The following is a 20,870-nucleotide window of genomic DNA, read 5'->3' on the forward strand; positions in this document are numbered from 1 at the left end:
CGGCATCGCCCAGGACTTCGGCGTCAACGTCTGACACACGCCGGGCCCCGGGCGCCTCCACCGGCCCCCGGGGCCCGCGAAGTCCAAGTCACCGGCCGCGCGCGGACGTTAGCGTGTCCCGGTGATCCTCGAACCCCTGGCCGCCGGTACGCCCGTCCCCGCGCCCCTGCTCGCGGAGCTGACCGCGCTGTACGCCTCCCAGGAGGGCTTCCACGCGATGAGCGGGGAGTTCCCGGACCCGGCGGACATCCGCTCCGAGCAGGTCGCCAACGCCCTGGCCGCCGAACTCGCCCACCCCGACGCCGAGGTGCTGCTCGCGCGCGTCGACGGCAGGCTCGTCGCGGTCGTCATCACCCTGGCCCGCCACCCCGACCCGGCCGACCCCGACCCGTGGATCGGCCTGCTGCTGGTGGACGCGGCCGAGCAGGGCAACGGCCACGGCAGCCGGGCCGCCACCCTCGTCGAGGAGCGGCTGAAGGCCGCCGGGCACCGGGCGGTGCGCCTCGCCGTGCTCGACGACAACCTCGGGGGCCTCGCCTTCTGGACCGCGCTGGGCTACTCGTTCCTGGGCCACCGCCGGGACCGCGAACTCGGCCGACCCTGCACCGTTCTGCGCAAGGTGCTGCTGCGCGTCCCGAGACAGGCGGCGCGTATCGCCGTGGTCGCGCCGGACGGCGCGGTGTTCCTCTGCCGCCAGAAGAACGTCGAGACCGGGCCGCACTGGACGCTGCCCGGCGGCGGCCTGGAACCCGGGGAGAGCCCCCGCGAGGGCGCCGCGCGCGAACTGGCGGAGGAGACCGGCTGGACCGATCTGGAGCCGGGCCCGCTGCTGTGCGTCTGGGAGCACGACTTCACCCGGGGAGACGTCCCGGTCCGCCAGCACGAGCACGTCTACGTCGCCCGGGGCCCACGCCGCGCCCCCACCGCGGCCGCGCTCACCGGCCACGCGGACGAGGGCATCCTCGCCTGGCGCTGGTGGAGCCGGGCGGAACTGGCCGCCACCGACGAGCCGGTGTGGCCGCAGGACCTGCACCGGCTGCTGGCCGAGCGGGCGGACCTGTCGGCCGAGCGGGCGGACGAGCGCGCCGGGGAGCGGGGCGCCTGATCCGCGAGGGCCGCCACAAGGAGCTGCGGAAGGCGGCCGCGCGAGCTGAGCCGAACGCGCGGGCTGGCCGGAGCGGGGCCGGTGGCGTGGGACGATCGGCGACGTGCTCGACATCGGCTATGCCCTCTCCAACCGGTTCCCGGACCCGCCCCAGACCGACTACCGCCGCGCGGACGCGCGGGCGCTGCGGCACGACCTGTTCTGCGGGGACGTGTATCTGGCCGACACCAAGAGCGACCATGAGGTGTCCACAGCCTGGGGATGGGTGCCGGTGCTGGACTTCGCGTGGGCGCTGTGCGACATCGTGGAGCAGCTGGACCAGGACCCCATGGGCTCCCGCGCGTCCCGGCCGCAGCGGGCGGAGCTGGACTTCACCGAGTCGACCGACCGGATGCTCTTCGAGCGCCGCTTCGGGTGGGTCGACATCGAGGCGGACTGGATGCGCGCCGAGGAACCGCCGATCACCTTCTCCCACGCAGAACTGCGCCGTGAGGCCCGCGACTTCCTGCACGACGTGATCGCGGACCTCACCGACATGCACGAGGACCTGGCGGAGAACCCGGTGATCTGGACCCTCCAGGCCCGCTATCCCCGCATCTCCTGACGGCGCCCCCTCTTTCTTCAGCCCCTCAAGCCCCCTCAGGCCCCCTCAGCCCTCCACCCTGATCCCCAGCTCCGCCGCGAGCAGCGGGGCCAGGTCCAGGAGCTGGCCGGTGCTGATCACCGCGCCGGACAGCCGGTCGAGCCCCCGCTGGACCTCCAGCGGGGCGGCCCCGCGCAGATCGACGTCCTTCAGCGTGGCACCCCCGAAGTCCGCCCCCTTCAGCGCGCAGTCCACGAACTCCACGCGCTCCAGGCGGGCCCCCGCGAAGTCCGGCTCGACCAGCACACAGGACTCGAACACCACATCCTTCAGCCGGGCCTCGCGCAGATTGAGGAAGTCGAGCTTGCCGCCGCGCACGACGACCCGCTCCAGCACCGCCCCGTGCAGCTGGACCCCGCCCAGCCGGGGCGCGCTCAGCTCCACGTCGCGGAAGGTGGCCTCCGCGAGGTGGGTGCCGACGCCCCGCAGTCCGGTGAGCACCGAGTCCAGGAAGCGGGCCCGGCCGAGCGCCGCCTCGTCCACCGCGCAGCCGGTCAGCGCGCAGTCCATGAAGCGCGCGCCCGCGCCCCGCTGCCCGGACAGGTCCGCGTCCCGGAACTCCAGCCCGTCGTAGTCCCCGTCGGCCTCCAGCTCCCGCTCCGTCCACGGCCGCAGGGGCGGCAGCCGCACCTCCGGCCGCCGCGCGCCCTTCACCGCCGTACGACCCCCTGCCGCCGTACGACCCGCGGCCGCCGTACCCCTGCCGCCCGCACCCACCGCTCTCCTCGCCATGCCCTCATGCTGCACCCAGCCACTGACAGCGCGGCCCTTGACCTCAAGTCCGGTCGAGGTCGAAGAGTGGGCCCCGAGCGGCCGGAAACCCGCGCCGACAGCAGCGGAGAACCCCTGGGGGATCACATGCACGCCGTCCGTCTCCACTCCTTCGGACCGCCCGAGAACCTGGTCCACGAGAAGACCGAGGACCCCGTCCCCGGACCGGGCCAGGTGCGGATCGCCGTCGCCGCCGCCGGAGTGCACCTCCTGGACACCGCCCTGCGCGAGGGCCGGCGCGGTCCGCTGCCCGCGCTGCCGGAGCTTCCGACCGTTCCCGGCCGCGAAGTCGCGGGGGTCGTGGACGCCCTGGGCGACGGCACGGACGCGTCCTGGCTCGGCAGGCGCGTCGTCGCCCACCTCGGCCCCGTACCCGGCGGCTACGCCGAACTCGCCGTCACCGACACCGACCGGCTGCACGAGATCCCGGCGAACCTGGACTTCGCGGCGGCCGTCGCGATGATCGGCACCGGCCGCACCGCGCTCGGGATCGCCGGGTTCGCGGAGCCGGGGGCGGACGACGTGGTGGTCGTACCGGCGGCGGCGGGCGGCATCGGCACCCTTCTCGTACAGCACGCGAAGAACGCCGGGGCCACGGTCGTCGGCCTCGCGGGCGGCCCGGAGAAGACCGCCCGGGTGCGCGCGAACGGCGCCGACCTGGCCGTCGACTACACGGCCCCCGGCTGGCCGGACGAGGTCCGCGCCTTCCTCGCCGGACGCCCCGCCACGCTCGTCTACGACGGCGTCGGCGGCGAGGCCGCCCGGGAGGCCGTCGCCCTGCTCGGCCCCGGCGGCCGCCATCTGGTCTTCGGCTGGTCGGCGGAGGGCATCGGGGACGAGGCCCGGGGCCACTTCGTCGAGGGCGTCTCCGCGTCCGTGCTCGGCCCGGAGATGCTGCGCCGGGCGGGCGGTCTGCGCGCCCTGGAGGAGCGGGCCCTCGACGAGGCGGCCCGGGGCAGGCTGCGCCCGGCCGTCACCCGTTTGCCTCTCTCCGGGGCGGCCGCCGCGCACCGGGCGCTCCAGACGCGCGGCACGGTCGGAAAGGTGGTCCTGGAGCCGTGAAACAGCGCTCGGGAAGGGGCCGCGAAGAGCCCGCCGACCCGGATGCGACATGCACCGATCCATGGTCTTCTGGCCCAATGAGCAGCGGCCGAACGGGTGAGTCCGTACCGATACCCGCGAGGGCCGAGGCGGTCGATCCCCGCCGCTGGTGGGGCCTGGTCGTCATCGCCCTCGCCCAGCTGATGGTGGTGCTGGACGCGACGATCGTGAACATCGCGCTCCCCTCCGCCCAGCATGATCTGCACATGTCGGACGGCAACCGGCAGTGGGTCATCACCGCCTACACCCTCGCCTTCGGCGGCCTGCTCCTCCTCGGTGGCCGGGTCGCGGACCTGGTGGGCCGCAAACGCACCTTCGTCGTCGGACTGATCGGCTTCGCGGCCGCCTCCGCGTTCGGCGGCGCGGCCACCGGCCCGGCCATGCTCTTCGGCGCCCGCGCCCTCCAGGGCGTCTTCGCGGCCGTCCTCGCGCCCTCCGCGCTCTCCCTGCTGACGACGACCTTCACCGACCCGCGCGAACGCGGTAAAGCCTTCGGCATCTACGGCGCCCTCGCGGGCAGCGGCTCGGCCATCGGGTTCATCCTGGGCGGCCTGCTCACCGAGTACCTGAACTGGCGCTGGTGCCTCTACGTCAACGTGCCCATCGCGATCCTCGCGGTGATCGGCGCCTTCGCCCTGCTCCACGACCGTCCGGGCCACGGGGAGTCCCGGCTCGACGTGCCCGGCGTCCTCCTCGGCTGCGGCGGTCTGGTCGCCGTCGTCTACGGCTTCAGCGAGGCCCAGCCGCGCGGCTGGACCGACCCCGTGGTGCTCGCCCTGTTCGCGGCCGGGATCGCGCTGCTCGCCCTGTTCGTGTGGTGGCAGGGCCGCGCCCCGAGCCCGCTGCTGCCGCTGCACATCGTCCGCGACCGCACCCGCGCGGGCTGCTTCCTGACGATGATGCTCGCGGTGATCGGCATGTTCGGGCTGTTCCTGTTCATGACCTACTACCTCCAGGTCATCCTCGGCTACTCCCCCGTCCGCGCGGGCCTCGGCTTCCTGCCGCTGACCGCCGCGATCATCACCGGCTCCACCCAGATCGCGGCCCGCCTGCTGAACCGGGTCGCGCCCCGCCTGCTCATGGTCCCCGGCCTGCTCCTCGCCTCCGTCGGCCTGATGCTGCTGACCCGGATGACGGTCCACTCCTCCTACGCCACGGACATCCTGCCCGCCCTGATCCTGCTCGGCCTCGGCATGGGCCTCACCTTCATGCCGGTCTTCGCCACCGCCACGGCCGGGGTCGCGCCCAAGGACGCCGGAGTCACCTCGGCGACGGTGAACACCGCCCAGCAGGTCGGCGGCTCCATCGGCACGGCGCTGCTCAACACCATCGCCACCACCAGCAGCGCCGCTTACATCGCCGCGCATCTGCGCAGTCCCGCCGACCGGGCCGCCGCCGTCCCGGTGGGCGTGGTGCACGGTTACACGGTCGCCATCTGGTGGGCGGTCGGCGTGATGCTCCTCGCCGCCCTGGTCGCGGGCCTGATGGTGACGGCCCGGCCGGCCGGGCGGGGCGCGGCGACGAAGCCCCGGGTCCGGGAATCAGTGGGCTGAGCGGGCCAGTTCCGCGAGCGGTGCGTCGGTGAGGCGGTAGACCGTCCACTCGTCCTGGGGACGGGCGCCGAGGGACTCGTAGAAGCCGATCGCCGGGGCGTTCCAGTCCAGCACCGACCACTCCAGGCGCTCGTAACCGCGCTCGGCGCAGATCCGGGCCAGCTCGGTCAGCAGGGCGCGGCCGTGGCCGCCGCCGCGTGCCTCGGGGCGGACGTAGAGGTCCTCCAGGTAGATGCCGTGGACACCGCGCCAGGTGGAGAAGTTCAGGAACCAGAGCGCGAACCCGGCGGGCTCCCCGGTGGTGTCGTCCACCGCGAGGTGGGCGAAGGCAGCAGGGCGCTCCCCGAACAGCGCCTCGCGCAGCTGTTCCTCGGTGGCCCGCGCCTCGTCGGCTGCCTTCTCGTAGGCGGCCAGCTCGCGGACCATGCGGTGGATCGCGGGGACGTCGTCGGGGGTCGCGGTACGGATCATGGACGGCAGGTTAGTGCGGGGCGTCCCGCTCCCGCAGGGCGGTCAGGCCCGCGCCCGGACTCCACGCCTTCCCCCGCCCCCGGACCAGCGGACAACAGGCGAGCCCGACGAGGACCGACAGCACATGGCCGAAGTCGGTGAAGGTGCGGGCGGTGACGAGCGGTACGACGTACACGACGGCCAGGAAGGCCAGATAGGCGTACCGCCAGGGCGGGGCGATCCGGTAGGTGAGGACGGCCATGACCCCGGCGAGGGCGTAACTGACGCCGATGTCGAGCGTGTTGACCGCCGAGGGCGGGGCGTGTCCGCCGTTGATCGCCACCAGCAGGGCCAGTTCGCTGATCAGTGTGGCCAGCACATGCGCGGCGGCGCACACCGCGAGCCAGCGCAGGGTGCCGAGCCAGCGCTCGGCCCGGGCGTGGAAGAGGGTGTACAGCACGGCGTACGGCAGCCAGCGCCCGCTGTCGATCCACATCGCGCTGGTGATCAGCACCCGCACCGGGTTCTGCGACAGCTCGTGGATGTTGGTGGACCGCTGCCGCAGGAACTCCTTCTCGAACTCCGGCGACATATGGTGCAGCGCCACTGTGGTGAAGAAAAGGATGGTCAGCCACACATAGGTGCCCGGGGCGGAACGGAGATGGTCCGCGACCGCCCCGAGCCCACGTCGTACACGGGTCACCCGGCTCACACGGGCCAGTATGGTCGTGCGGGTGACCGGGGTGCCTGGCGAGCGCGCGGCCCGGGAGGACCTGCGGGAGCGGACCGTACGGTTCCTCCGCCGCTGGAACCTGCGCGCGGACGGCGCGGCCCGCTCCGGCACGTCGTCGCTGGTCACACCGGTGACGGCGCCCGACGGAACCCCCGCCGCGCTCAAGGTCCAGCACCTGGACGCCGAGTGCGCGGGCGAGGCGGCCGCGCTGCGCGCCTGGTCCGGCGACGGCGCCGTACGCCTCCTGCGCGACGACCCGCCGACCGCCACGCTCCTGCTCGAACGCCTGGACGCCACGCGCTCCCTGACGGATCTCCCGGACCCCCGCGAGGCGGTCACCGTCCTCGGCACCCTCCTCAGCCGCCTGACCGCCCGTCCCGCCCCACCCGGAATCCGCCGACTGGGTGACATCGCGCAGGGGATGCTCGACCGCACGCCCCGGGCCCTGGACGCCGAACCCGACCCCGCCGTCCGCGCCCTGCTCCGCGACTGCGCCGCCGCCCTCCGCGAGGTGGCCGACGAGCCCGGCGACCGTCTCCTCCACTGGGACCCGCACCACGGCAACGTCCTAGCCGCCGACCGCGCCCCCTGACACGCCGCCGGACGGCCTATATCAGACCTTCCAGATAATCCGGTCATACCGTACGCGGTATGAAGAGATGTCACCTCGCATATCTCGCCTGCACCGCCGCCCTCCTCGGCGGCGGTCTCGGCGCCGCGCCTGCCTCTGCGGCGCACCAGACCCTCGTGGTCCGTCCCGGTCAGTCGATCCAGAAGGCGGTGAACGCCGCGCAGCCCGGCGACACCGTCCTCGTGCTCGCCGGGACCTACCACGAGAGCGTCGTCGTCAACAAGCCCTGGGTGACCCTGCGGGGCGTCGGGGCCCGTACCGTCGTCAAGCCCGCCGCCACCAAGACCGGCAAGGTCGCCAACACCTGCGCCCAGCACGGTGACGGCATCTGCGTGCTCGGCACCAAGAAGAAGGACGTCGAGGGCGTCACCGTCGCCGACCTCAAGGTCACCGGCTTCAGCCACGCCGGGGTGTTCGGCATGGCGACCGACACCCTGACGGTCCGCCGGGTGCACGCCGTCAAGAACAAGGTCTGGGGCATCGCCACCGAGCGCTCGGTGCACAGCCTGCTCCGGGGGAACCAGGTCCGCGACAACGGCGACGCGGGCATCTTCCTCGCCAACACCATCAACGAGGAGGGCGGCGCCTACGACTCCGGCCGGACGCTCGTCGAGCACAACCGCCTGGACAACAACCGCCTCGGCATGACCGTGCGCCGGCTGCGGAACCTGACCGTCACGGACAACACCATCACCGGCAACTGCGGCGGCGTGTTCATCGTCGGCGACGAGAACAAGCCGCAGGGCGGAAACCTCACCGTCTCCTCCAACGAGGTGGTGGAGAACAACAAGTTCTGCGCGAAGACCGCCCGCCTCCCCGTCATCCAGGGCTCGGGCATCGTCCTCACCGGCGCCGAGAAGACCCGCGTGACCGGCAACCACGTCGCGGGCCACCGCGGCAAGTCCCCGCTGTCCGGCGGGATCGTGCTGTTCAAGAGCATGGTCGGCGCCAAGGGCGTGAACAACCGGATCGACCGCAACACCCTCGAGGACAACTCCCCCGCCGACATCGTGAACACCGAGGCGGCCAAGACCAACGTCTTCGAGCGCAACTCCTGCCGGACCTCCAAGCCCGCGGGCCTGTGCTGACCGCCCGTCCGTAAAGCCCCAGACCACAGCCTGAAAGAGCCCGAGGAACCAGAAAGGGCGGCAGATGACGACCGCTGAGACTGCCCCACCGCCCCCCATGCGCCTGCGCGAGCTGGTGTTCGGGGCGGCCTGCGCCGCCGCCGTCCGGGCCGCCGCCCGGCTCGGCGTCGCCGACGCCCTCACCGACCGGCCCACCGCCGTGGAGGACCTGGCGGCCGCGGTGAAGACCGAGCCCAAGCCGCTGCGCCGGCTGCTGCGGGCCCTGTCCTGCTACGGCGTCTTCGCCGAGCAGCCGGACGGCACCTTCGTCCACACCGAGATGTCCCGCCTGCTGCGCGAGGACGACCCCAACAGCCTGCGCGCCATCGCCCTGTGGTGCACCGAGCCGTGGACCTGGGACGCCTGGCCCAAGCTGGACGAGGCCGTGCGCACCGGCAACAACGTCGTGGAGTCCCTCTACGGCAAGGAGTTCTTCCACTACCTCAACGAGGACGCCCCCGAGTCCGCGGACGTCTTCAACCAGGCCATGACCCGCTCCAGCGAGCAGTCGGCCCGCGAGGTCGCCGCCCTCCTGGACCTCTCCGGCGCCGCCTCGGTGGCGGACCTCGGCGGCGGCCAGGGCCATGTGGTGGCCTGCCTCCTCGACAAGTACCCCACCATGCGCGGCAGCCTGCTCGACCTGCCCCGCGTCGTCGAGAACGCGCTGCCCCGGCTGCGCGAGGGCGGCGACCTGGCCTCCCGCGCCGAGATCGTGCCCGGTGACGTGCGCTCCTCGGTCCCGGTCAAGGCCGACGTCTACGTCATCAAGAACATCCTGGAGTGGGACGACGAGAGCACCGCCCGCCTCCTGGGCAACGTCGTCAAGGCGGGCGGCAAGGGCACCCGGGTCGTCGTCATCGAGAACCTCGTCGACGACACGCCCTCGATGCGCTTCAGCACCGCCATGGACCTGCTGCTCCTGCTCAACGTCGGCGGCGCCAAGCACACCACCGAGAGCATGGTCGGACGGCTCACGGCGGCGGGCCTGGCCGTGGACGACATCCGTCCCGTCAACCCGTATCTGCACGCCTTCGAGTGCCACGTCGTCGGCTGACCCACCCTCGACCGACTCGTCCGGCGCACACCGGAAAACCGGCCGCCGGGCCCGCGACGCTGCGGGCCCGGCGGCCGGTTTTCCGTCCGGGACGAACCCGGCTGCTCCGGAGTGCTAGTCGCGCTCCCACACGTAGAAGCGCTGCGCCATGGCGTCCTTCGGGGAGCGCCAGGTCTCCGGGTCGTAGGCGCTCACGTACGCCGTCAGGCGCTCGCTGATGCCGCGGAACTCCGGGTGTCCGGCCACCTTGGCGATGGCGGGGGCGGGGTCGGTGTCCGACTCGACGAGGTGCATGTACACATCGCCGAACTGGAACAGGCTGCGGCGGCGCACCCCGACGAGGTGCGGCAGCTCGCCCCGGTCGGACTCCGCGAAGATCTTCGCGATGTCCTGGGCGGAACCCGGCGCCATCCGGGCCACGATCAGTCCCTGGTGCATGACGTAAGTCCTCTCCTGCGGGCTCAGTCGGCCAGGGCCGGCGCGGGCCGGTGACCGGCGGCGGCCTTCTCGATCTTGTCCCGGATGAGGGCCATCTGGACCTTGGAGTTCTTGTTGATGTTGTCGGTCATCCAGTCGTCGTCGACCGGCGCCTCCGGCTTCATCGCGAAGTCCTGCGTCCACACCATCCGCGTACCGGCGGGCACTTCCTCGTACCGCCAGTGGATGTTCATGTGGGCGAACGGGCCCGTCTCCACGCGGCGGGCGTGGACCTCCAGGTGGTCGCGGTCGGGCTCGCGCTCGGAGACCCAGCTCCAGACGGTGCCGTTCTCGTCCGGGTGCATGGTCAGCCGGAAGGTCGTCTTGCGGCCCTCACGCTTGATGACCTCGACGGCGGCGTACTCGCTGAACAGCTGCGGCCAGTTCTCCAGGTCGTTGGTCATGTTCCAGACCAGTTCGAGCGGGGCCGCGATCGTGATCTCGTTCTGGGTGTGTCCTGCCATCTCAGGCTCCTGCCATCAGTGCGCTGTTGACGAGGTCGAGGAACTGCTTGGGGGTCTTGCAGCGCTCGGCGTCGGGCGGCATCGGGACGCTGTGCCGGTTCTCCAGCTCGCCGACGATGCCCAGCAGGCCGAGCGAGTCGAGCCCGAGCGTCTCGAAGAGGGTCTCCGGCTGCTCCCGCAGCACCTGCGGTGCGACGGTGATCCCGGCGGCCTTCTTCATGAGGGCGGCCAGTTCTTCCTCGGTGATCTGCGCGTTCATGCCGTTTCTCCTTTGCTGTTCGCCTACGCGGCGCCGTGCCGCAGCACGAGTGCCGCGTTCGACCCCATGAGTCCCCGGCTGAGGACCAGTGCCGTGCGCGGTTCGGCGACCCGCGCGCGCCCGGTCACGAGGTCGATGTCGTGGCAGACGTCGAACACGTTCGGCGTCGGCGGGATCAGGCCGTGCTCCATGGCGAGCACGGCGGCCGACACGTCCAGCACCGGCGCGGCGCAGTAGCCCCGCCCGATGCCGGTCTTCGGGGCCGTCACCGGCACCCGGCGGCCGTGCTCACCGAGCGCGTCCACCAGGGCCAGCGCCTCGGCGCGGTCCGCCTCCGGCACCCCGAGGGCGTCGGCGAAGACCACGTCGATCTCCTCCGGGGCACAGGCGGCCTCGGCCAGCGCCTGCCGGATCGCCTCGGCGAGCCCGGCCCGGGACTCCTCCCAGCGGGAGGCGCCGGTGAAGGTCGCCGCGTGGCCCGCGACGATCGCCCGGACGTCCGCACCGCGCTCCCGCGCGGCCGACTCCGCCTCGATGACGAGCATCGCGCCGCCCTCGGCCGGCACGAACCCGCACGCGGCCTCGGTGAACGGCCGGTACGCGCGCGCCGGATCGGCCTCGGCGCTCAGCTCCTCGTACCCGAGCTGGCAGACCACCGAGTACGGCGCGAGCGGTGCCTCGGTGGACCCTGCCACCACCCGGTCGGTGCCCCGGCGCACGGCACGCGCCGCGTGCGCCAGCGCGTCCAGACCGCCCGCCTCGTCGGAGGCGACCACCGAGCAGGGGCCCTTGAACCCGCGCCGGATGGAGATCTGGCCGGTGCTCGCCGCGTAGAACCAGGCGATCGACTGGTACGGCCCGACGAACCGGCTGCCCTTGCCCCACAGCTGCTGGAGCTCGCGCTGGCCGAACTCGCCGCCGCCGGAACCGGCCGCGGTGACCACGCCGATGGCGTACGGGTCCGCGTCGGTGTCGGCCTGGCCGAGCCGGGCGTCCTCCAGGGCGCGGTCCGCCGCCGCCATCGCGAAGTGCGTGAAGCGGTCGGTCTGCACCAGGAACCGCTCCTCGACCACCGACGGGTCGAACTCGCGGACCTCGCCCGCCACCTTCAGCGGCAGGTGCTCACAGCCCTCCCGGGTCACCCGGTCCAGGAGGCTGAGCCCCTCCTGGGTGGACTTCCAGAAGGTCTCCGTGCTGATGCCGTTCGGCGCGACCACACCGATGCCGGTGACGGCCGCCCGACGTTCCTCGGTTGCGCTCATCGTGTCCTCACTCCCTCGGCCGGGTCAGGATCACCGCGGACTGGAAACCGCCGAACCCGCTGCCCACCGACAGCACGCCGGACAGCTTCCGCTCCCGGGCCTCGCGCGGCACGTAGTCCAGGTCGCACTCGGGGTCGGGCGTCTCGTAGTTCGCGGTCGGCGGGACGGTCTGCCGGGCCAGCGCCAGCACACACGCCACCACTTCGATGGCCCCGATCGCCCCGAGGGAGTGCCCCACCATCGACTTGATGGAGCTCATCGGAGTGTCGTAGGCGTGCTGTCCGAGCGCCCGCTTGACCGCCGCCGTCTCGTGGCGGTCGTTCTGCCGGGTGCCGGAACCGTGGGCGTTCACGTAGTCGATCGCCGTCGGGTCGAGCCGGGCCTGGTCCAGGGCCGCCTCGATCGCGCGGGCCATCTCCAGGCCCTCGGGGGTCAGACCGGTCATGTGGTACGCGTTGCCGAACGTGGCGTACCCGCTCAGTTCGCAGTACACGTGCGCGCCGCGGGCCCGTGCGTGCTCCAGCTCCTCCAGGACCAGGACCGCGCCGCCCTCGCCCATGACGAACCCGTCACGGTTGTTGTCGAAGGGGCGGGAGGCGTGCGCCGGGTCGTCGTTGTTCGGGGAGGTCGCCTTGATCGCGTCGAAGCACGCCATCGTGATCGGCGAGATCGGCGAGTCGGAGGCTCCGGCGATGCATATGTCCGCCCGCCCCTCCTGCACGGTGTGGAAGGCGTAGCCCACCGCGTCCAGACCCGAGGTGCAGCCCGTCGACACCGTCTGCACCGGGCCCCGGGCCCCGAACCGCTCGGCCACCGAGGAGGCGGCCGTGCTCGGGGAGAACGCCCGGTGCAGCTGCGGGCGCGCCTTCTCGTGGTCCACGTCCCAGCGCTCGCCGCCGTTGCTGACGAGGACGTAGTCGTTCTCCAGGCGGGTGGTGCCGCCGACGGCGGTGCCGAGCGAGACCCCGATCCGCCACGGGTTCTCCCGCGCGAGGTCCAGGCCCGAGTCGTGCACCGCCTCGTCACCGGCCACCAGGGCGAACTGGATGTACCGGTCCGCCCGTTCGACCTGCTCCGCGTCGAGCCCGTACGCCGCCGGGTCGAAGTCGCACTCGGCGGCTATGCGCGAGCGCAGTCCGGAGGGGTCGAAGAAGGTGATGCCCCGCGTCGCGGTACGGCCGCTCGACAGCAGGTCCCAGAAGGCCGGGGCGCCGATGCCGCCCGGGGCCACGATGCCTATGCCCGTGACCGCCACCCGGCGGCTCATGAGGGCACCTGCTCCCGGCCGGGCCGGGCGCCCGCCTCCGTCACCACAGCGGCGGCGCCGACGACGTCCGTCTCCTCGGTGTCCACGTGCCCCAGCTGCGGGCGCGGGGCCAGCGGACCCAGGTGGAAGACGAGGCGTGCCTCGTCGTCGCCCACGTTGCGGAAGCGGTGCCGCATGTTCATCGGGATCAGCAGGCCCTGCTCCGGCAGGAGGGGGTGCGCCTCGCCGTCGAGGTCCACCTCCAGGCGGCCGCAGATGACGTACACGAACTCCTCGGAGTACGGGTGGTAGTGCTCGCCGATGCGGTCGCCGGGCTGGATGAGGGCCACGCCCATGAAACCGCTGGTCGAGCCGACCGTCGCCGGGGTCAGCATGGCGCGCAGGTCACCGCCGCGCCGGGTGTTGGGCTCGGCGTCCATCAGGTTCACGATCTTCGGACGGGGTTTGGTCACAGCTTCCTCCGTGGAATGTGCCGCGTCGGCTTTTTCGGGGTGGGAGACGGACACCGATCAGGCGCCCTGCGACCGGCGGTCGGTGACGAGGTCCATCCGGGCGGGCTCACCGGCGAGCAGTGCGCGCACCTCGGCGGCGGCGCCCGCGTCACGCGGCAGGGCGTCGACGTCGTCGCCGCGCACGTCCACCAGACGGACCACCACGTCGTCGCGCTGGAAGACCGTGCTGCGCAGCACCGCGCTCCTCGGGTCGTCGGCGGCCGCCTGGTCGCTCTGCGCGAGCAGCTCGGCCAGCCGCATGCCCTGGTCGGCGCGGGCCGGGTAGCACAGGGCGAGCCGGGCGCTCTCGGCACCGGCGGCCTCCGCCGTCACGTGGTGCACGGCGGGCAGGGCCGCACGGGTGAAGAACATCCGCGCCGACTCCTGGTCGTCCAGGTCGCGGTCCTGCTCCAGGTAGGGGTTGATGGCCTCCTCGACGGCACGGATCTCCGGCTGCCGGGCCACGTGCCGCAGCGCCGCCAGCAGGTCGCCGCGCACCTCGATGGCGCGCACCACGCGGTTGCCCTCCATGAACAGCGAGGTACGCAGCAGACGGGTGGTGTCGTCGACACGGGCCTCCGGGGAGGCGTAGTCCGCGAGGATCTTCCGGACCTTGTCCTCCGTGCCCGGCTTCACCGTGAAGGTGAGCGCGTGCCGGATGACACCGTCGCCGATGCGCGGGTGCGTCTGGAGGCGGCGGCTGCCGGAGGACTGGGCGGCGGCCGCGGCGCCGCTCGTCTCGCGGACGACGTGGAAGCGCAGCGAGCGGGTGTCGCGGACGCAGGAGTGCAGCGGCTCCACCATCGCCACGTGCTCCTCGCTGTTCACCCAGGTGAGGAACGGCGGGGCGCTCTCCCACTCGCTGGTGATCAGCCACTGCGAGGGGTTCTCGATGGACTGGCAGAGCTGGTCGCTGACGTGTCCGGGCACCTGGGCGACCTGCGCGCACAGCAGCTCGTACGCCTCCAGGAACTGCTGCTGCGCGCCGTCGTACACGTCGACCAGGAGGACGACCCGCAGCGGGGAGCCGTCGAACACGGACTGGGAGACACGCTTCGAGACCTCGCGGGTCAGCGTTTCCGATGGACGTTCAGACGTCGTGGTCATCCTGCACACATCTCCTTCGCGGGGGCGGAACCGGCGCCGGCCTCGGCTGGGCACGGCAGCGTTCCTTGATCCTGTGACGACCCGGGGCGGCCCGCGACTCGTATGAACCACGTGGGTGATTGGGCGGGCGGAGCGGGCGGCACCGGGCATGAGAAGTCACAGGCGCCTCACGCGCGCACCCCCGTCACTGGAGGCTTCGATGCGTCAAAAAGCCGACCACCACGTGCCCGTCCTCATCGTGGGCGGCTCACTGGTGGGCCTGTCCATGTCCGTGTTCCTGGGCCGTCTCGGTGTGCGGCACCTGCTCGTCGAGCGGCACTCCGGAACCTCGATGCACCCGCGCGGGCGTGGCAACAACGTCCGCACCATGGAGCTGTTCCGGGTCGCAGGCATCGAGTCGGACATCAAGGCGGCGGCGTCGCTCCTCGCCGACAACCACGGCATCCTCCAGACGCCCACTCTTGTGGGTGACGCCGGGGAATGGCTCTTCAAGGAGATCGACCCGGGCGGCGGACTCGCGCGGTTCAGCCCGACGGCCTGGTGCCTGTGCAGCCAGAACGACCTCGAACCCGTCCTGGCGGACAGCGCGCGCGAACTCGGCGGCGACCTGCGGTACTTCCACCGGATGGAGTCCTTCGAGCAGGACGCCGACGGGGTGACGGCGACGATCACCGACCGGGCCACCGACGAGCGCTACACCGTCCGCGCCGACTACCTCGTCGCCGCCGACGGCCCCCGCAGTCCCGTGCGCGAAGCCCTCGGCATCGGGCAGACGGGTCCCGGCGAACTCTTCGCCAACGTCAGCGTCACCTTCCGCTCCGACACGCTGGCCGACGTGGTCGGCGACCGCCGCTTCATCTGCTGCTACCTCACCGGCCCGGACGCCGACGGCGCCCTGCTCCCCGTCGACAACAAGGAGAACTGGGTCTTCCACGCGCCCTGGCACCCCGAGCGCGGCGAGACCCTGGACGACTTCACCGAGGAGCGGCTGCGCGACCACATCCGGCGCGCCGTGGGCGTCCCGGAACTCGACGTGAGGACCACCGGGATGGCCTCCTGGCGTGCCGCCGAACGCGTCGCGGAACGCTACTCCTCCGGCCGGGTCTTCCTCGCCGGGGACTCCGCCCACGAGATGTCCCCGACGGGCGCCTTCGGCTCCAACACCGGTATCCAGGACGCCCACAACCTGGCCTGGAAGCTCTCCGCCGTCCTCTCCGGCTGGGCGTCCCCCGCCCTCCTGGACTCCTACGACGCCGAGCGCCGCCCCGTCGCCCGCGCGACCAGCGCCCGCGCCTCCGCCCGTTCCGTCGAGCACAGCCACCCCGGCTTCGCGCCCGCCCCCGGCGTCGGCGCGGGCAGGCGCGGCGGCATCCTCAACGTCGTCCTCGGCTACCGCTACCCCACCGGCGCCGTCCTCGACACCGACCCCGCCCACCCGGTCGTCGCCGACACCCTCACCCTCGACGGCAGCCCCGGCACCCGGGCCCCCCACCTCTGGCTCAAGCGCGGCGGCCTCCGCCTCTCCACCCTCGACCTCTACGAACGCTCCCTGGTCCTCCTGACCGACGCCCCCGACGACGCGGGCTGGCATGCCGCCGCCCGCCGCGTGGCAACGGAGGACGCCGTCCCCCTGGACGCCTACCGCATCGGCCCCGGCCCCGACGCCGACCTCACCTACGACACGGAGGGCATCGACTGGGCCACCCTCCACGGCACCACGGCCGACGGCGCGATCCTGATCCGCCCGGACGGCTTCGTGGCCTGGCGCGCGACAGCGGCGGCACCGGACCCGGACGGGGTCCTCCGGGAGGTTTTGGGGACGCTGCTGAGCACGCACTGAGCGGGCCCGGAACGCGTGAAAGGCCACCCCTCACCGTGTGTGGGGTGGCCTTCGCCGTGCGGGCCGGATTCGCGCGGGTTCTAGATCCGCGAGTTGCGCAGCGACTGCCACACCGCGCCGGCCAGTGACCGCGCCGACCGCGCGACCGACAGCCCCTCGTGGCGGCGGTACAGCTCCCAGTTGTACTGCACGAGCGAGAGCTTGTTGGAGGACAGCGAGCCCGCCTGGTGGGCCCGGTACACCGCGAGCGGCTCGGTGAGACCCCGGGCGTCGGCGCCGTCGCGCATGATCGACAGCCACAGGGCGTAGTCCTGGCGCTTCCGCATCTCCGGCATCAGCCTCGTGCCCAGGACATTGCGGTCGTACATCGCGGTCAGCGCGCCGATGTAGTCCCGCACCAGCATCGCGCGGTAGTCCACATGTCCCCGGGCCGGGACCACCCGCCCGTTCGGAACGAAATCGGTGCTGTCACCGGCGTAATCGGCGTCCATCTTGTAATAGGAGGTGAACGTCAGAGGCGCGTCGCCTCCGGCGGCGAACGCGACCTGCCGCTCGGCCTTCTCCGGCAGCCACATGTCGTCGCTGTCGAGAAACGCGACGTAGTCCCCCCGGGCCCGCTCGATCGCGAGGTTCCGCGCCCGTCCGGCACCGCCCTGCTCGGGCGCCGAGCGCGGCAGCACACGCTCGTCCTGGCGGGCGAACTCCATGAGCAGGTCCATGGAGCCGTCGGTGGACTTGTCGTCGGTGATCAGCAGCTCCAGGTCACTATGGGTCTGCGTGAGAACCGACCGGACCGCCGCCCCGAGCGTGGCCTCCGAGTTGTACACGGGCATCACGACTGACACCAGGGGCACAGCGCTTCTCCTTGCGGGGACGATGACGACGTTCCATTCAAGCATCGCGCCCGGCCGGAGCTGTCATGCACCTTGTTAACGTGCGGGTCATGACAGCTGATGAACGCGAAAAGCCTTACACAGAGGGCGAGTTGGAGGATTCCTCGTGGAGCTGGGCGGGCCTGGGCCCGGTCGGCGGTGCCCTCCTGACACTCTCCGGAGTCGGTCTGCTCCTGTGGGGGTTCCTGGGGCGGTCCGACTCCAGCCCCTCGCTGATCTACCAGGCGGCGAAGATCGTGGCCATCGGCCTGGTGGTCACGGGCACCACCCTGATGGCGCGGCGACGCGGCCAGGACCACGGACCCCAAACACAAAGGCCCAGGTCAGAGCAGATCTGACCTGGGCCTCGCCGGAGCCCCCTGTCGGATTCGAACCGACGACCTACGCATTACAAGTGCGTTGCTCTGGCCAGCTGAGCTAAGGAGGCGGGACGGGCGCTCGGGGCGCTCGTGCCTGTGAAGTGTACCCACGAGCGGGGGCGGGGCCGGAGGGAATTCCGTGGAAGATCCGGGGGCCCAGGTGCTGACAGGACGCGGGGGCGGCAGGTACGGTCCGAGGCAGTTCACCCAGGTGGACTACGTCAACCACCTTCCTACAACGGATCGTCCGGCACGTTCCTGCCGGTAGAAGGGGGCCTTCAGCATGGCCACTGTCACGTTCGACAAGGCGACCCGGATCTACCCGGGTTCCACCAAGCCCGCCGTCGACGCGCTCGAGATCGCGATCGAGGACGGGGAGTTCCTCGTCCTGGTCGGCCCGTCCGGCTGCGGCAAGTCCACCTCCCTGCGGATGCTCGCGGGTCTTGAGGACGTCAACGGCGGCGCCATCCGCATCGGCGACCGCGATGTCACGCATCTGCCGCCCAAGGACCGGGACATCGCCATGGTGTTCCAGAACTACGCGCTCTACCCGCACATGACGGTGGCCGACAACATGGGCTTCGCGCTCAAGATCGCCGGTGTCAACAAGGCGGAGATCCGGGCCAAGGTCGAGGAGGCCGCCAAGATCCTCGACCTCACCGAGTACCTGGACCGCAAGCCGAAGGCCCTCTCCGGCGGTCAGCGCCAGCGTGTCGCCATGGGCCGCGCGATCGTCCGCGAGCCGCAGGTCTTCCTCATGGACGAGCCGCTGTCCAACCTGGACGCCAAGCTCCGCGTCTCCACCCGTACGCAGATCGCGTCCCTCCAGCGCCGCCTCGGCATCACCACGGTCTACGTCACCCACGACCAGGTCGAGGCCATGACCATGGGCGACCGGGTGGCCGTGCTCAAGGACGGCCTGCTCCAGCAGGTGGACACCCCGCGCAACATGTACGACCGTCCCGCCAACCTCTTCGTCGCCGGCTTCATCGGCTCCCCCGCCATGAACCTGGTCGAGGTCGCGATCGCCGACGGCGGCGTGAAGTTCGGCAACAGCGTGGTGCCGGTCAGCCGCGAGGCCCTCTCGGCCGCCGCCGACAAGGGCGACACCACCGTCACCGTCGGCGTCCGCCCCGAGCACTTCGACGTGGTCGAGCTGGGCGGCGGCGAGGCGGCCAAGTCCCTGTCCAAGGACAGCGCCGACGCCCCGGCCGGTCTCGCCGTCTCGGTGAACGTCGTCGAGGAGCTGGGCGCCGACGGTTACGTCTACGGCGCCGTCGAGGTCGGCGGCGAGGTCAAGGACCTGGTCGTCCGCGTGAACGGCCGCCAGGTTCCGGAGAAGGGCTCCACGCTGCACGTCGTCCCGCGTCCGGGCGAGATCCACGTGTTCTCCAGCTCCACCGGCGAGCGCCTCTCCGACTGACCCACGGTCACAGCAGGAGCATCAGCGGAGAGGGGGTCCGAAAGGGCCCCCTCTTCCCCGTACGGCCCACCGCCGCGCCCCGCTGAAAAACCCCGGCACAGCGACCATTCCGGGCCCCGCCGTCAACCCCCTACCCAGAAAGCGCCACCACTTCATCCCCCATAAGAGTGACTGAATGTCGCCGAATCATTACCGGGCGCTACCCTCACTCGCGTGAAGCACTCCACCACCTCTCAGACGCGCCGCGGCCACCGGGGCGGACCCGCCCGCCGGGCCGGCCGTACGCTCGCCCTCGTCCTGCCCGTCGTCCTGGTGCTCTCCGGAACCCTCGCGGTCACCCGGGTCAACTGGACGGGAAGCCCCTCCAGCTCCGTGCTCACCGCGTCGGACGTCTCCGCGGCCGAGGTCGCCGACAAGGCGCCCGCCGCCCGCCCGGCCGCGCACCGGGCCGCCCCCGAGGACGCGCTGCGCGACCGCCTGATGGGCGAGCTGCAGCACAAGAACCCGGGCGTCGTCCTCACCCACCTCCAGCAGGCGGTCAACGGCCGCCCCGGGCTCGCCGCGCACTGCTCCGACATCGCCCGCGCCCTCGGCAAGGCCGCCGTACGCATCTACGGCGCCTCGCGCGCCCAGTCGTACGCCCGCCCCGTCTGCGACACGTCCTTCGCCTCCGGCGTCCTGACCGCACGCGGCTGACCCGGGGCCCGCCCGAGGCCCGCTCAGGGCCTACCCACGGCCCACCCACGGTCGGTCTGTGGCGGACACACGGCGCCCCCGGCGGCCGACCCCCGTCACCCGCCGGGGCGCCACGTACAGTTCGGGGCATGACCCACCCGAGCGCCGCGTCGCGCCCCACGCAAGCCGTCGTCCTGGCCGGTGGCCAGGGCTCGCGGCTGCGCCCCTACACCGACGACCGGCCCAAGCCGATGGTCGAGATCCCCGGCACGGGCACCCCGATCATCGGCCACCAGCTGACCTGGCTGGCCGAGGAGGGCGTCACCGATGTGGTGGTCTCCTGCGGCCATCTCGCCGAGGTCCTGGAGAAGTGGCTGGCCACGGCCGATCTGCCGCTGTCCGTCAGCACCGTCGTCGAGACGGAGCCCCTCGGCCGCGGCGGCGGCCTGAAGTACGCCGCCGCGCACCTCCCGCATCCCGACCGGCCCTGGTACGCCACCAACGGTGACATCTGGACCCGCTTCTCGCTGCGGGACATGGCCGACTTCCACACCGAGCGGGACGCGGTGGCCACCCTCGCGCTGGCCCGGCCGCGCATCCCCTGGGGCGCGGTGAAGACCGACGGCTTCGGGCACATCACGGACTTCATCGAGGCGCCCCCGTCCACGTTCGAGATCAACGCGGGCGTCTACGTCTTCTCCCCCGAGTTCCGCGAGCTGCTGCCCGAGCGCGGCGACCACGAGCGGACCACCTTCCCCCGGCTGGCCCGTGAGCGCAGGCTCGCCGGGTTCCCGCTGCCGCAGGGCGCCTACTGGCGGGCCATCGACACCGCCAAGGACCTCACCGAGGCCGCCAAGGAGCTGGACGGCCAGCGCGGCGCCTGAGCCCCCGCACGCCGGACACCAGGCAGCACGCACACAGGCACACGACAGGGCCCGTACCGAGAGAATCGGTACGGGCCCTCTGTCGTACGTCCTGACAGCCGCTCAGTCGCTGCCGAACAGGCCGCCCACGAGCCCCGGTTCACCGGTGGAGGTGCCGCCCGTGGCCGGGTCGGCGCCCGAGGGGGCCGAGTCGGTGCCTCCGGTGGCCGTGCCGCCCGTGCTCGTCGGGCCCGCCGACGTGCTCGGCGCGCCGCCGCCGCTCGTCGAGGGCTCGGTCCGGCTGGGCGGGGCCTGGCCCGTG

At 72.3% G+C, this 20,870-nt stretch carries 22 protein-coding genes, 1 tRNA gene and 2 pseudogenes; 12 read left to right on the forward strand and 13 right to left on the reverse strand.

Translation table 11 applies throughout. The features are described 5' to 3' along the window. The first annotated feature begins 121 nt into the window (after nt 1-121). On the forward strand, nt 122-1,105 hold the full coding sequence (locus GTW40_RS16205; RefSeq protein ID WP_161180899.1) for a bifunctional GNAT family N-acetyltransferase/NUDIX hydrolase: 984 nt from the start codon (nt 122-124) through the stop codon (nt 1,103-1,105). A 103-nt stretch (nt 1,106-1,208) separates the two neighbouring features. Continuing rightward, nucleotides 1,209-1,709 carry a hypothetical protein gene (locus tag GTW40_RS16210; protein WP_161180900.1) on the forward strand — a complete coding sequence of 167 codons (501 nt, stop codon included), beginning with the start codon at nt 1,209-1,211 and terminating at the stop codon, nt 1,707-1,709. Nucleotides 1,710-1,754: 45 nt separating this feature from the next. On the opposite strand, the gene GTW40_RS16215 is transcribed toward GTW40_RS16210, so the two are convergent. Further along, a complete protein-coding gene (locus GTW40_RS16215; protein WP_202485967.1) occupies nt 1,755-2,480 on the reverse strand; it encodes a pentapeptide repeat-containing protein in 726 nt (241 codons plus the stop codon). Nucleotides 2,481-2,606: 126 nt separating this feature from the next. Here GTW40_RS16215 and GTW40_RS16220 point away from each other — a divergent pair, with 126 nt between their 5' ends. Both GTW40_RS16220 and GTW40_RS16225 read left to right on the forward strand, forming a co-directional pair. Further along, on the forward strand, nt 2,607-3,581 hold the full coding sequence (locus GTW40_RS16220; RefSeq protein WP_161180901.1) for a zinc-binding dehydrogenase: 975 nt from the start codon (nt 2,607-2,609) through the stop codon (nt 3,579-3,581). 77 nt (nt 3,582-3,658) lie between these two features. Beyond that, nucleotides 3,659-5,173, forward strand: coding sequence for an MFS transporter (locus GTW40_RS16225; RefSeq protein ID WP_161180902.1), 1,515 nt, complete (start codon nt 3,659-3,661; stop codon nt 5,171-5,173). On the opposite strand, the gene GTW40_RS16230 is transcribed toward GTW40_RS16225, so the two are convergent. Next, nucleotides 5,162-5,644: a GNAT family N-acetyltransferase gene (locus GTW40_RS16230; RefSeq protein ID WP_161180903.1), complete on the reverse strand. Its 483-nt coding sequence runs from the start codon at nt 5,642-5,644 to the stop codon at nt 5,162-5,164. The genes GTW40_RS16225 and GTW40_RS16230 overlap by 12 nt on opposite strands. A gap of 10 nt (nt 5,645-5,654) precedes the next feature. After that, nucleotides 5,655-6,326 carry a rhomboid-like protein gene (locus tag GTW40_RS16235; RefSeq protein WP_343245717.1) on the reverse strand — a complete coding sequence of 224 codons (672 nt, stop codon included), beginning with the start codon at nt 6,324-6,326 and terminating at the stop codon, nt 5,655-5,657. Nucleotides 6,327-6,345: 19 nt separating this feature from the next. Between GTW40_RS16235 and GTW40_RS16240 the strand changes: the two are divergent. From GTW40_RS16240 to GTW40_RS16250, 3 genes and pseudogenes are all read left to right on the forward strand, one after another. Next, nucleotides 6,346-6,945 (forward strand): annotated as a pseudogene (locus GTW40_RS16240) (aminoglycoside phosphotransferase family protein); the annotation flags it as partial. A 62-nt stretch (nt 6,946-7,007) separates the two neighbouring features. Next, nucleotides 7,008-8,075, forward strand: coding sequence for a right-handed parallel beta-helix repeat-containing protein (locus GTW40_RS16245; RefSeq protein WP_161180904.1), 1,068 nt, complete (start codon nt 7,008-7,010; stop codon nt 8,073-8,075). A gap of 64 nt (nt 8,076-8,139) precedes the next feature. Then, a complete protein-coding gene (locus GTW40_RS16250) occupies nt 8,140-9,168 on the forward strand; it encodes a methyltransferase (protein ID WP_161180905.1) in 1,029 nt (342 codons plus the stop codon). Nucleotides 9,169-9,282: 114 nt separating this feature from the next. Here the strand turns inward: GTW40_RS16250 and GTW40_RS16255 are convergent, their stop codons facing one another. From GTW40_RS16255 to GTW40_RS16285, 7 genes are read right to left on the reverse strand one after another with little or no spacing between them, the layout of a single operon-like run. Continuing rightward, the gene (locus GTW40_RS16255) at nt 9,283-9,606 is read right to left on the reverse strand and encodes a TcmI family type II polyketide cyclase (protein WP_161180906.1); all 324 of its coding nucleotides are present in this window, start codon (nt 9,604-9,606) and stop codon (nt 9,283-9,285) included. A gap of 23 nt (nt 9,607-9,629) precedes the next feature. Further along, nucleotides 9,630-10,109 carry an SRPBCC family protein gene (locus tag GTW40_RS16260; protein WP_161180907.1) on the reverse strand — a complete coding sequence of 160 codons (480 nt, stop codon included), beginning with the start codon at nt 10,107-10,109 and terminating at the stop codon, nt 9,630-9,632. Nucleotide 10,110: 1 nt separating this feature from the next. Next, entirely contained in the window at nt 10,111-10,368 is a 258-nt protein-coding gene (locus tag GTW40_RS16265) for a phosphopantetheine-binding protein (RefSeq protein WP_161180908.1), read from the reverse strand. A gap of 23 nt (nt 10,369-10,391) precedes the next feature. Next, on the reverse strand, nt 10,392-11,630 hold the full coding sequence (locus GTW40_RS16270; RefSeq protein ID WP_161180909.1) for a ketosynthase chain-length factor: 1,239 nt from the start codon (nt 11,628-11,630) through the stop codon (nt 10,392-10,394). 7 nt (nt 11,631-11,637) lie between these two features. After that, entirely contained in the window at nt 11,638-12,897 is a 1,260-nt protein-coding gene (locus GTW40_RS16275; RefSeq protein ID WP_161180910.1) for a beta-ketoacyl-[acyl-carrier-protein] synthase family protein, read from the reverse strand. Then, on the reverse strand, nt 12,894-13,349 hold the full coding sequence (locus GTW40_RS16280) for a cupin domain-containing protein (protein ID WP_161180911.1): 456 nt from the start codon (nt 13,347-13,349) through the stop codon (nt 12,894-12,896). The genes GTW40_RS16275 and GTW40_RS16280 overlap by 4 nt, the downstream gene beginning before the upstream one ends. 57 nt (nt 13,350-13,406) lie before the next feature. Beyond that, nucleotides 13,407-14,495: a SchA/CurD-like domain-containing protein gene (locus GTW40_RS16285; RefSeq protein ID WP_161180912.1), complete on the reverse strand. Its 1,089-nt coding sequence runs from the start codon at nt 14,493-14,495 to the stop codon at nt 13,407-13,409. Between the two features lie 199 nt (nt 14,496-14,694). Between GTW40_RS16285 and GTW40_RS16290 the strand changes: the two genes are divergently transcribed. Continuing rightward, nucleotides 14,695-16,335 carry an FAD-dependent monooxygenase gene (locus GTW40_RS16290; RefSeq protein ID WP_161180913.1) on the forward strand — a complete coding sequence of 547 codons (1,641 nt, stop codon included), beginning with the start codon at nt 14,695-14,697 and terminating at the stop codon, nt 16,333-16,335. Nucleotides 16,336-16,415: 80 nt separating this feature from the next. Here GTW40_RS16290 and GTW40_RS16295 read toward each other — a convergent pair whose 3' ends face one another. Then, nucleotides 16,416-17,189 (reverse strand): glycosyltransferase family A protein, encoded by a 774-nt coding sequence (locus GTW40_RS16295; RefSeq protein ID WP_161180914.1) that lies wholly within the window; start codon nt 17,187-17,189, stop codon nt 16,416-16,418. A gap of 89 nt (nt 17,190-17,278) precedes the next feature. Between GTW40_RS16295 and GTW40_RS16300 the strand changes: the two genes are divergently transcribed. Beyond that, nucleotides 17,279-17,566 carry a hypothetical protein gene (locus GTW40_RS16300; RefSeq protein WP_161180915.1) on the forward strand — a complete coding sequence of 96 codons (288 nt, stop codon included), beginning with the start codon at nt 17,279-17,281 and terminating at the stop codon, nt 17,564-17,566. A 15-nt stretch (nt 17,567-17,581) separates the two neighbouring features. Here GTW40_RS16300 and GTW40_RS16305 read toward each other — a convergent pair. Next, nucleotides 17,582-17,655 (reverse strand) — tRNA-Thr (locus GTW40_RS16305). Nucleotides 17,656-17,870: 215 nt separating this feature from the next. On the opposite strand from GTW40_RS16305, the gene ugpC reads away from it, so the two are divergent. The 3 genes from ugpC (at nt 17,871) to GTW40_RS16320 (ending at nt 20,569) form a co-directional block, all read left to right on the forward strand. After that, nucleotides 17,871-19,010 carry a sn-glycerol-3-phosphate ABC transporter ATP-binding protein UgpC gene (ugpC, locus tag GTW40_RS16310; RefSeq protein ID WP_161180916.1) on the forward strand — a complete coding sequence of 380 codons (1,140 nt, stop codon included), beginning with the start codon at nt 17,871-17,873 and terminating at the stop codon, nt 19,008-19,010. Between the two features lie 213 nt (nt 19,011-19,223). Further along, nucleotides 19,224-19,706, forward strand: coding sequence for a hypothetical protein (locus GTW40_RS16315; protein WP_161180917.1), 483 nt, complete (start codon nt 19,224-19,226; stop codon nt 19,704-19,706). A 128-nt stretch (nt 19,707-19,834) separates the two neighbouring features. Further along, nucleotides 19,835-20,569 carry a nucleotidyltransferase family protein gene (locus tag GTW40_RS16320; protein ID WP_161180918.1) on the forward strand — a complete coding sequence of 245 codons (735 nt, stop codon included), beginning with the start codon at nt 19,835-19,837 and terminating at the stop codon, nt 20,567-20,569. 102 nt (nt 20,570-20,671) lie between these two features. Here GTW40_RS16320 and GTW40_RS16325 read toward each other — a convergent pair. After that, nucleotides 20,672-20,870: pseudogene (locus GTW40_RS16325) on the reverse strand (hypothetical protein); the annotation flags it as partial.

It is taken from the genome of Streptomyces sp. SID4985, from assembly GCF_009863025.1.
GTDB lineage: Bacteria > Actinomycetota > Actinomycetes > Streptomycetales > Streptomycetaceae > Streptomyces.

Excerpts from the sequence above, each read along its gene's own strand:
- GTW40_RS16230 (WP_161180903.1), bottom strand. The coding sequence starts at position 5,644 with ATGATCCGTACCGCGACCCCCGACGACGTCCCCGCGATCCACCGCATG.
- GTW40_RS16285 (WP_161180912.1), bottom strand. The coding sequence starts at position 14,495 with ATGACCACGACGTCTGAACGTCCATCGGAAACGCTGACCCGCGAGGTC.
- GTW40_RS16290 (WP_161180913.1), top strand. The coding sequence starts at position 14,695 with ATGCGTCAAAAAGCCGACCACCACGTGCCCGTCCTCATCGTGGGCGGC.
- GTW40_RS16260 (WP_161180907.1), bottom strand. The coding sequence starts at position 10,109 with ATGGCAGGACACACCCAGAACGAGATCACGATCGCGGCCCCGCTCGAA.
- GTW40_RS16220 (WP_161180901.1), top strand. The coding sequence starts at position 2,607 with ATGCACGCCGTCCGTCTCCACTCCTTCGGACCGCCCGAGAACCTGGTC.
- GTW40_RS16265 (WP_161180908.1), bottom strand. The coding sequence starts at position 10,368 with ATGAACGCGCAGATCACCGAGGAAGAACTGGCCGCCCTCATGAAGAAG.
- GTW40_RS16320 (WP_161180918.1), top strand. The coding sequence starts at position 19,835 with ATGACCCACCCGAGCGCCGCGTCGCGCCCCACGCAAGCCGTCGTCCTG.
- GTW40_RS16300 (WP_161180915.1), top strand. The coding sequence starts at position 17,279 with ATGACAGCTGATGAACGCGAAAAGCCTTACACAGAGGGCGAGTTGGAG.
- GTW40_RS16215 (WP_202485967.1), bottom strand. The coding sequence starts at position 2,480 with ATGGCGAGGAGAGCGGTGGGTGCGGGCGGCAGGGGTACGGCGGCCGCG.
- GTW40_RS16250 (WP_161180905.1), top strand. The coding sequence starts at position 8,140 with ATGACGACCGCTGAGACTGCCCCACCGCCCCCCATGCGCCTGCGCGAG.
- GTW40_RS16275 (WP_161180910.1), bottom strand. The coding sequence starts at position 12,897 with ATGAGCCGCCGGGTGGCGGTCACGGGCATAGGCATCGTGGCCCCGGGC.
- GTW40_RS16225 (WP_161180902.1), top strand. The coding sequence starts at position 3,659 with ATGAGCAGCGGCCGAACGGGTGAGTCCGTACCGATACCCGCGAGGGCC.
- ugpC (WP_161180916.1), top strand. The coding sequence starts at position 17,871 with ATGGCCACTGTCACGTTCGACAAGGCGACCCGGATCTACCCGGGTTCC.
- GTW40_RS16270 (WP_161180909.1), bottom strand. The coding sequence starts at position 11,630 with ATGAGCGCAACCGAGGAACGTCGGGCGGCCGTCACCGGCATCGGTGTG.
- GTW40_RS16245 (WP_161180904.1), top strand. The coding sequence starts at position 7,008 with ATGAAGAGATGTCACCTCGCATATCTCGCCTGCACCGCCGCCCTCCTC.
- GTW40_RS16255 (WP_161180906.1), bottom strand. The coding sequence starts at position 9,606 with ATGCACCAGGGACTGATCGTGGCCCGGATGGCGCCGGGTTCCGCCCAG.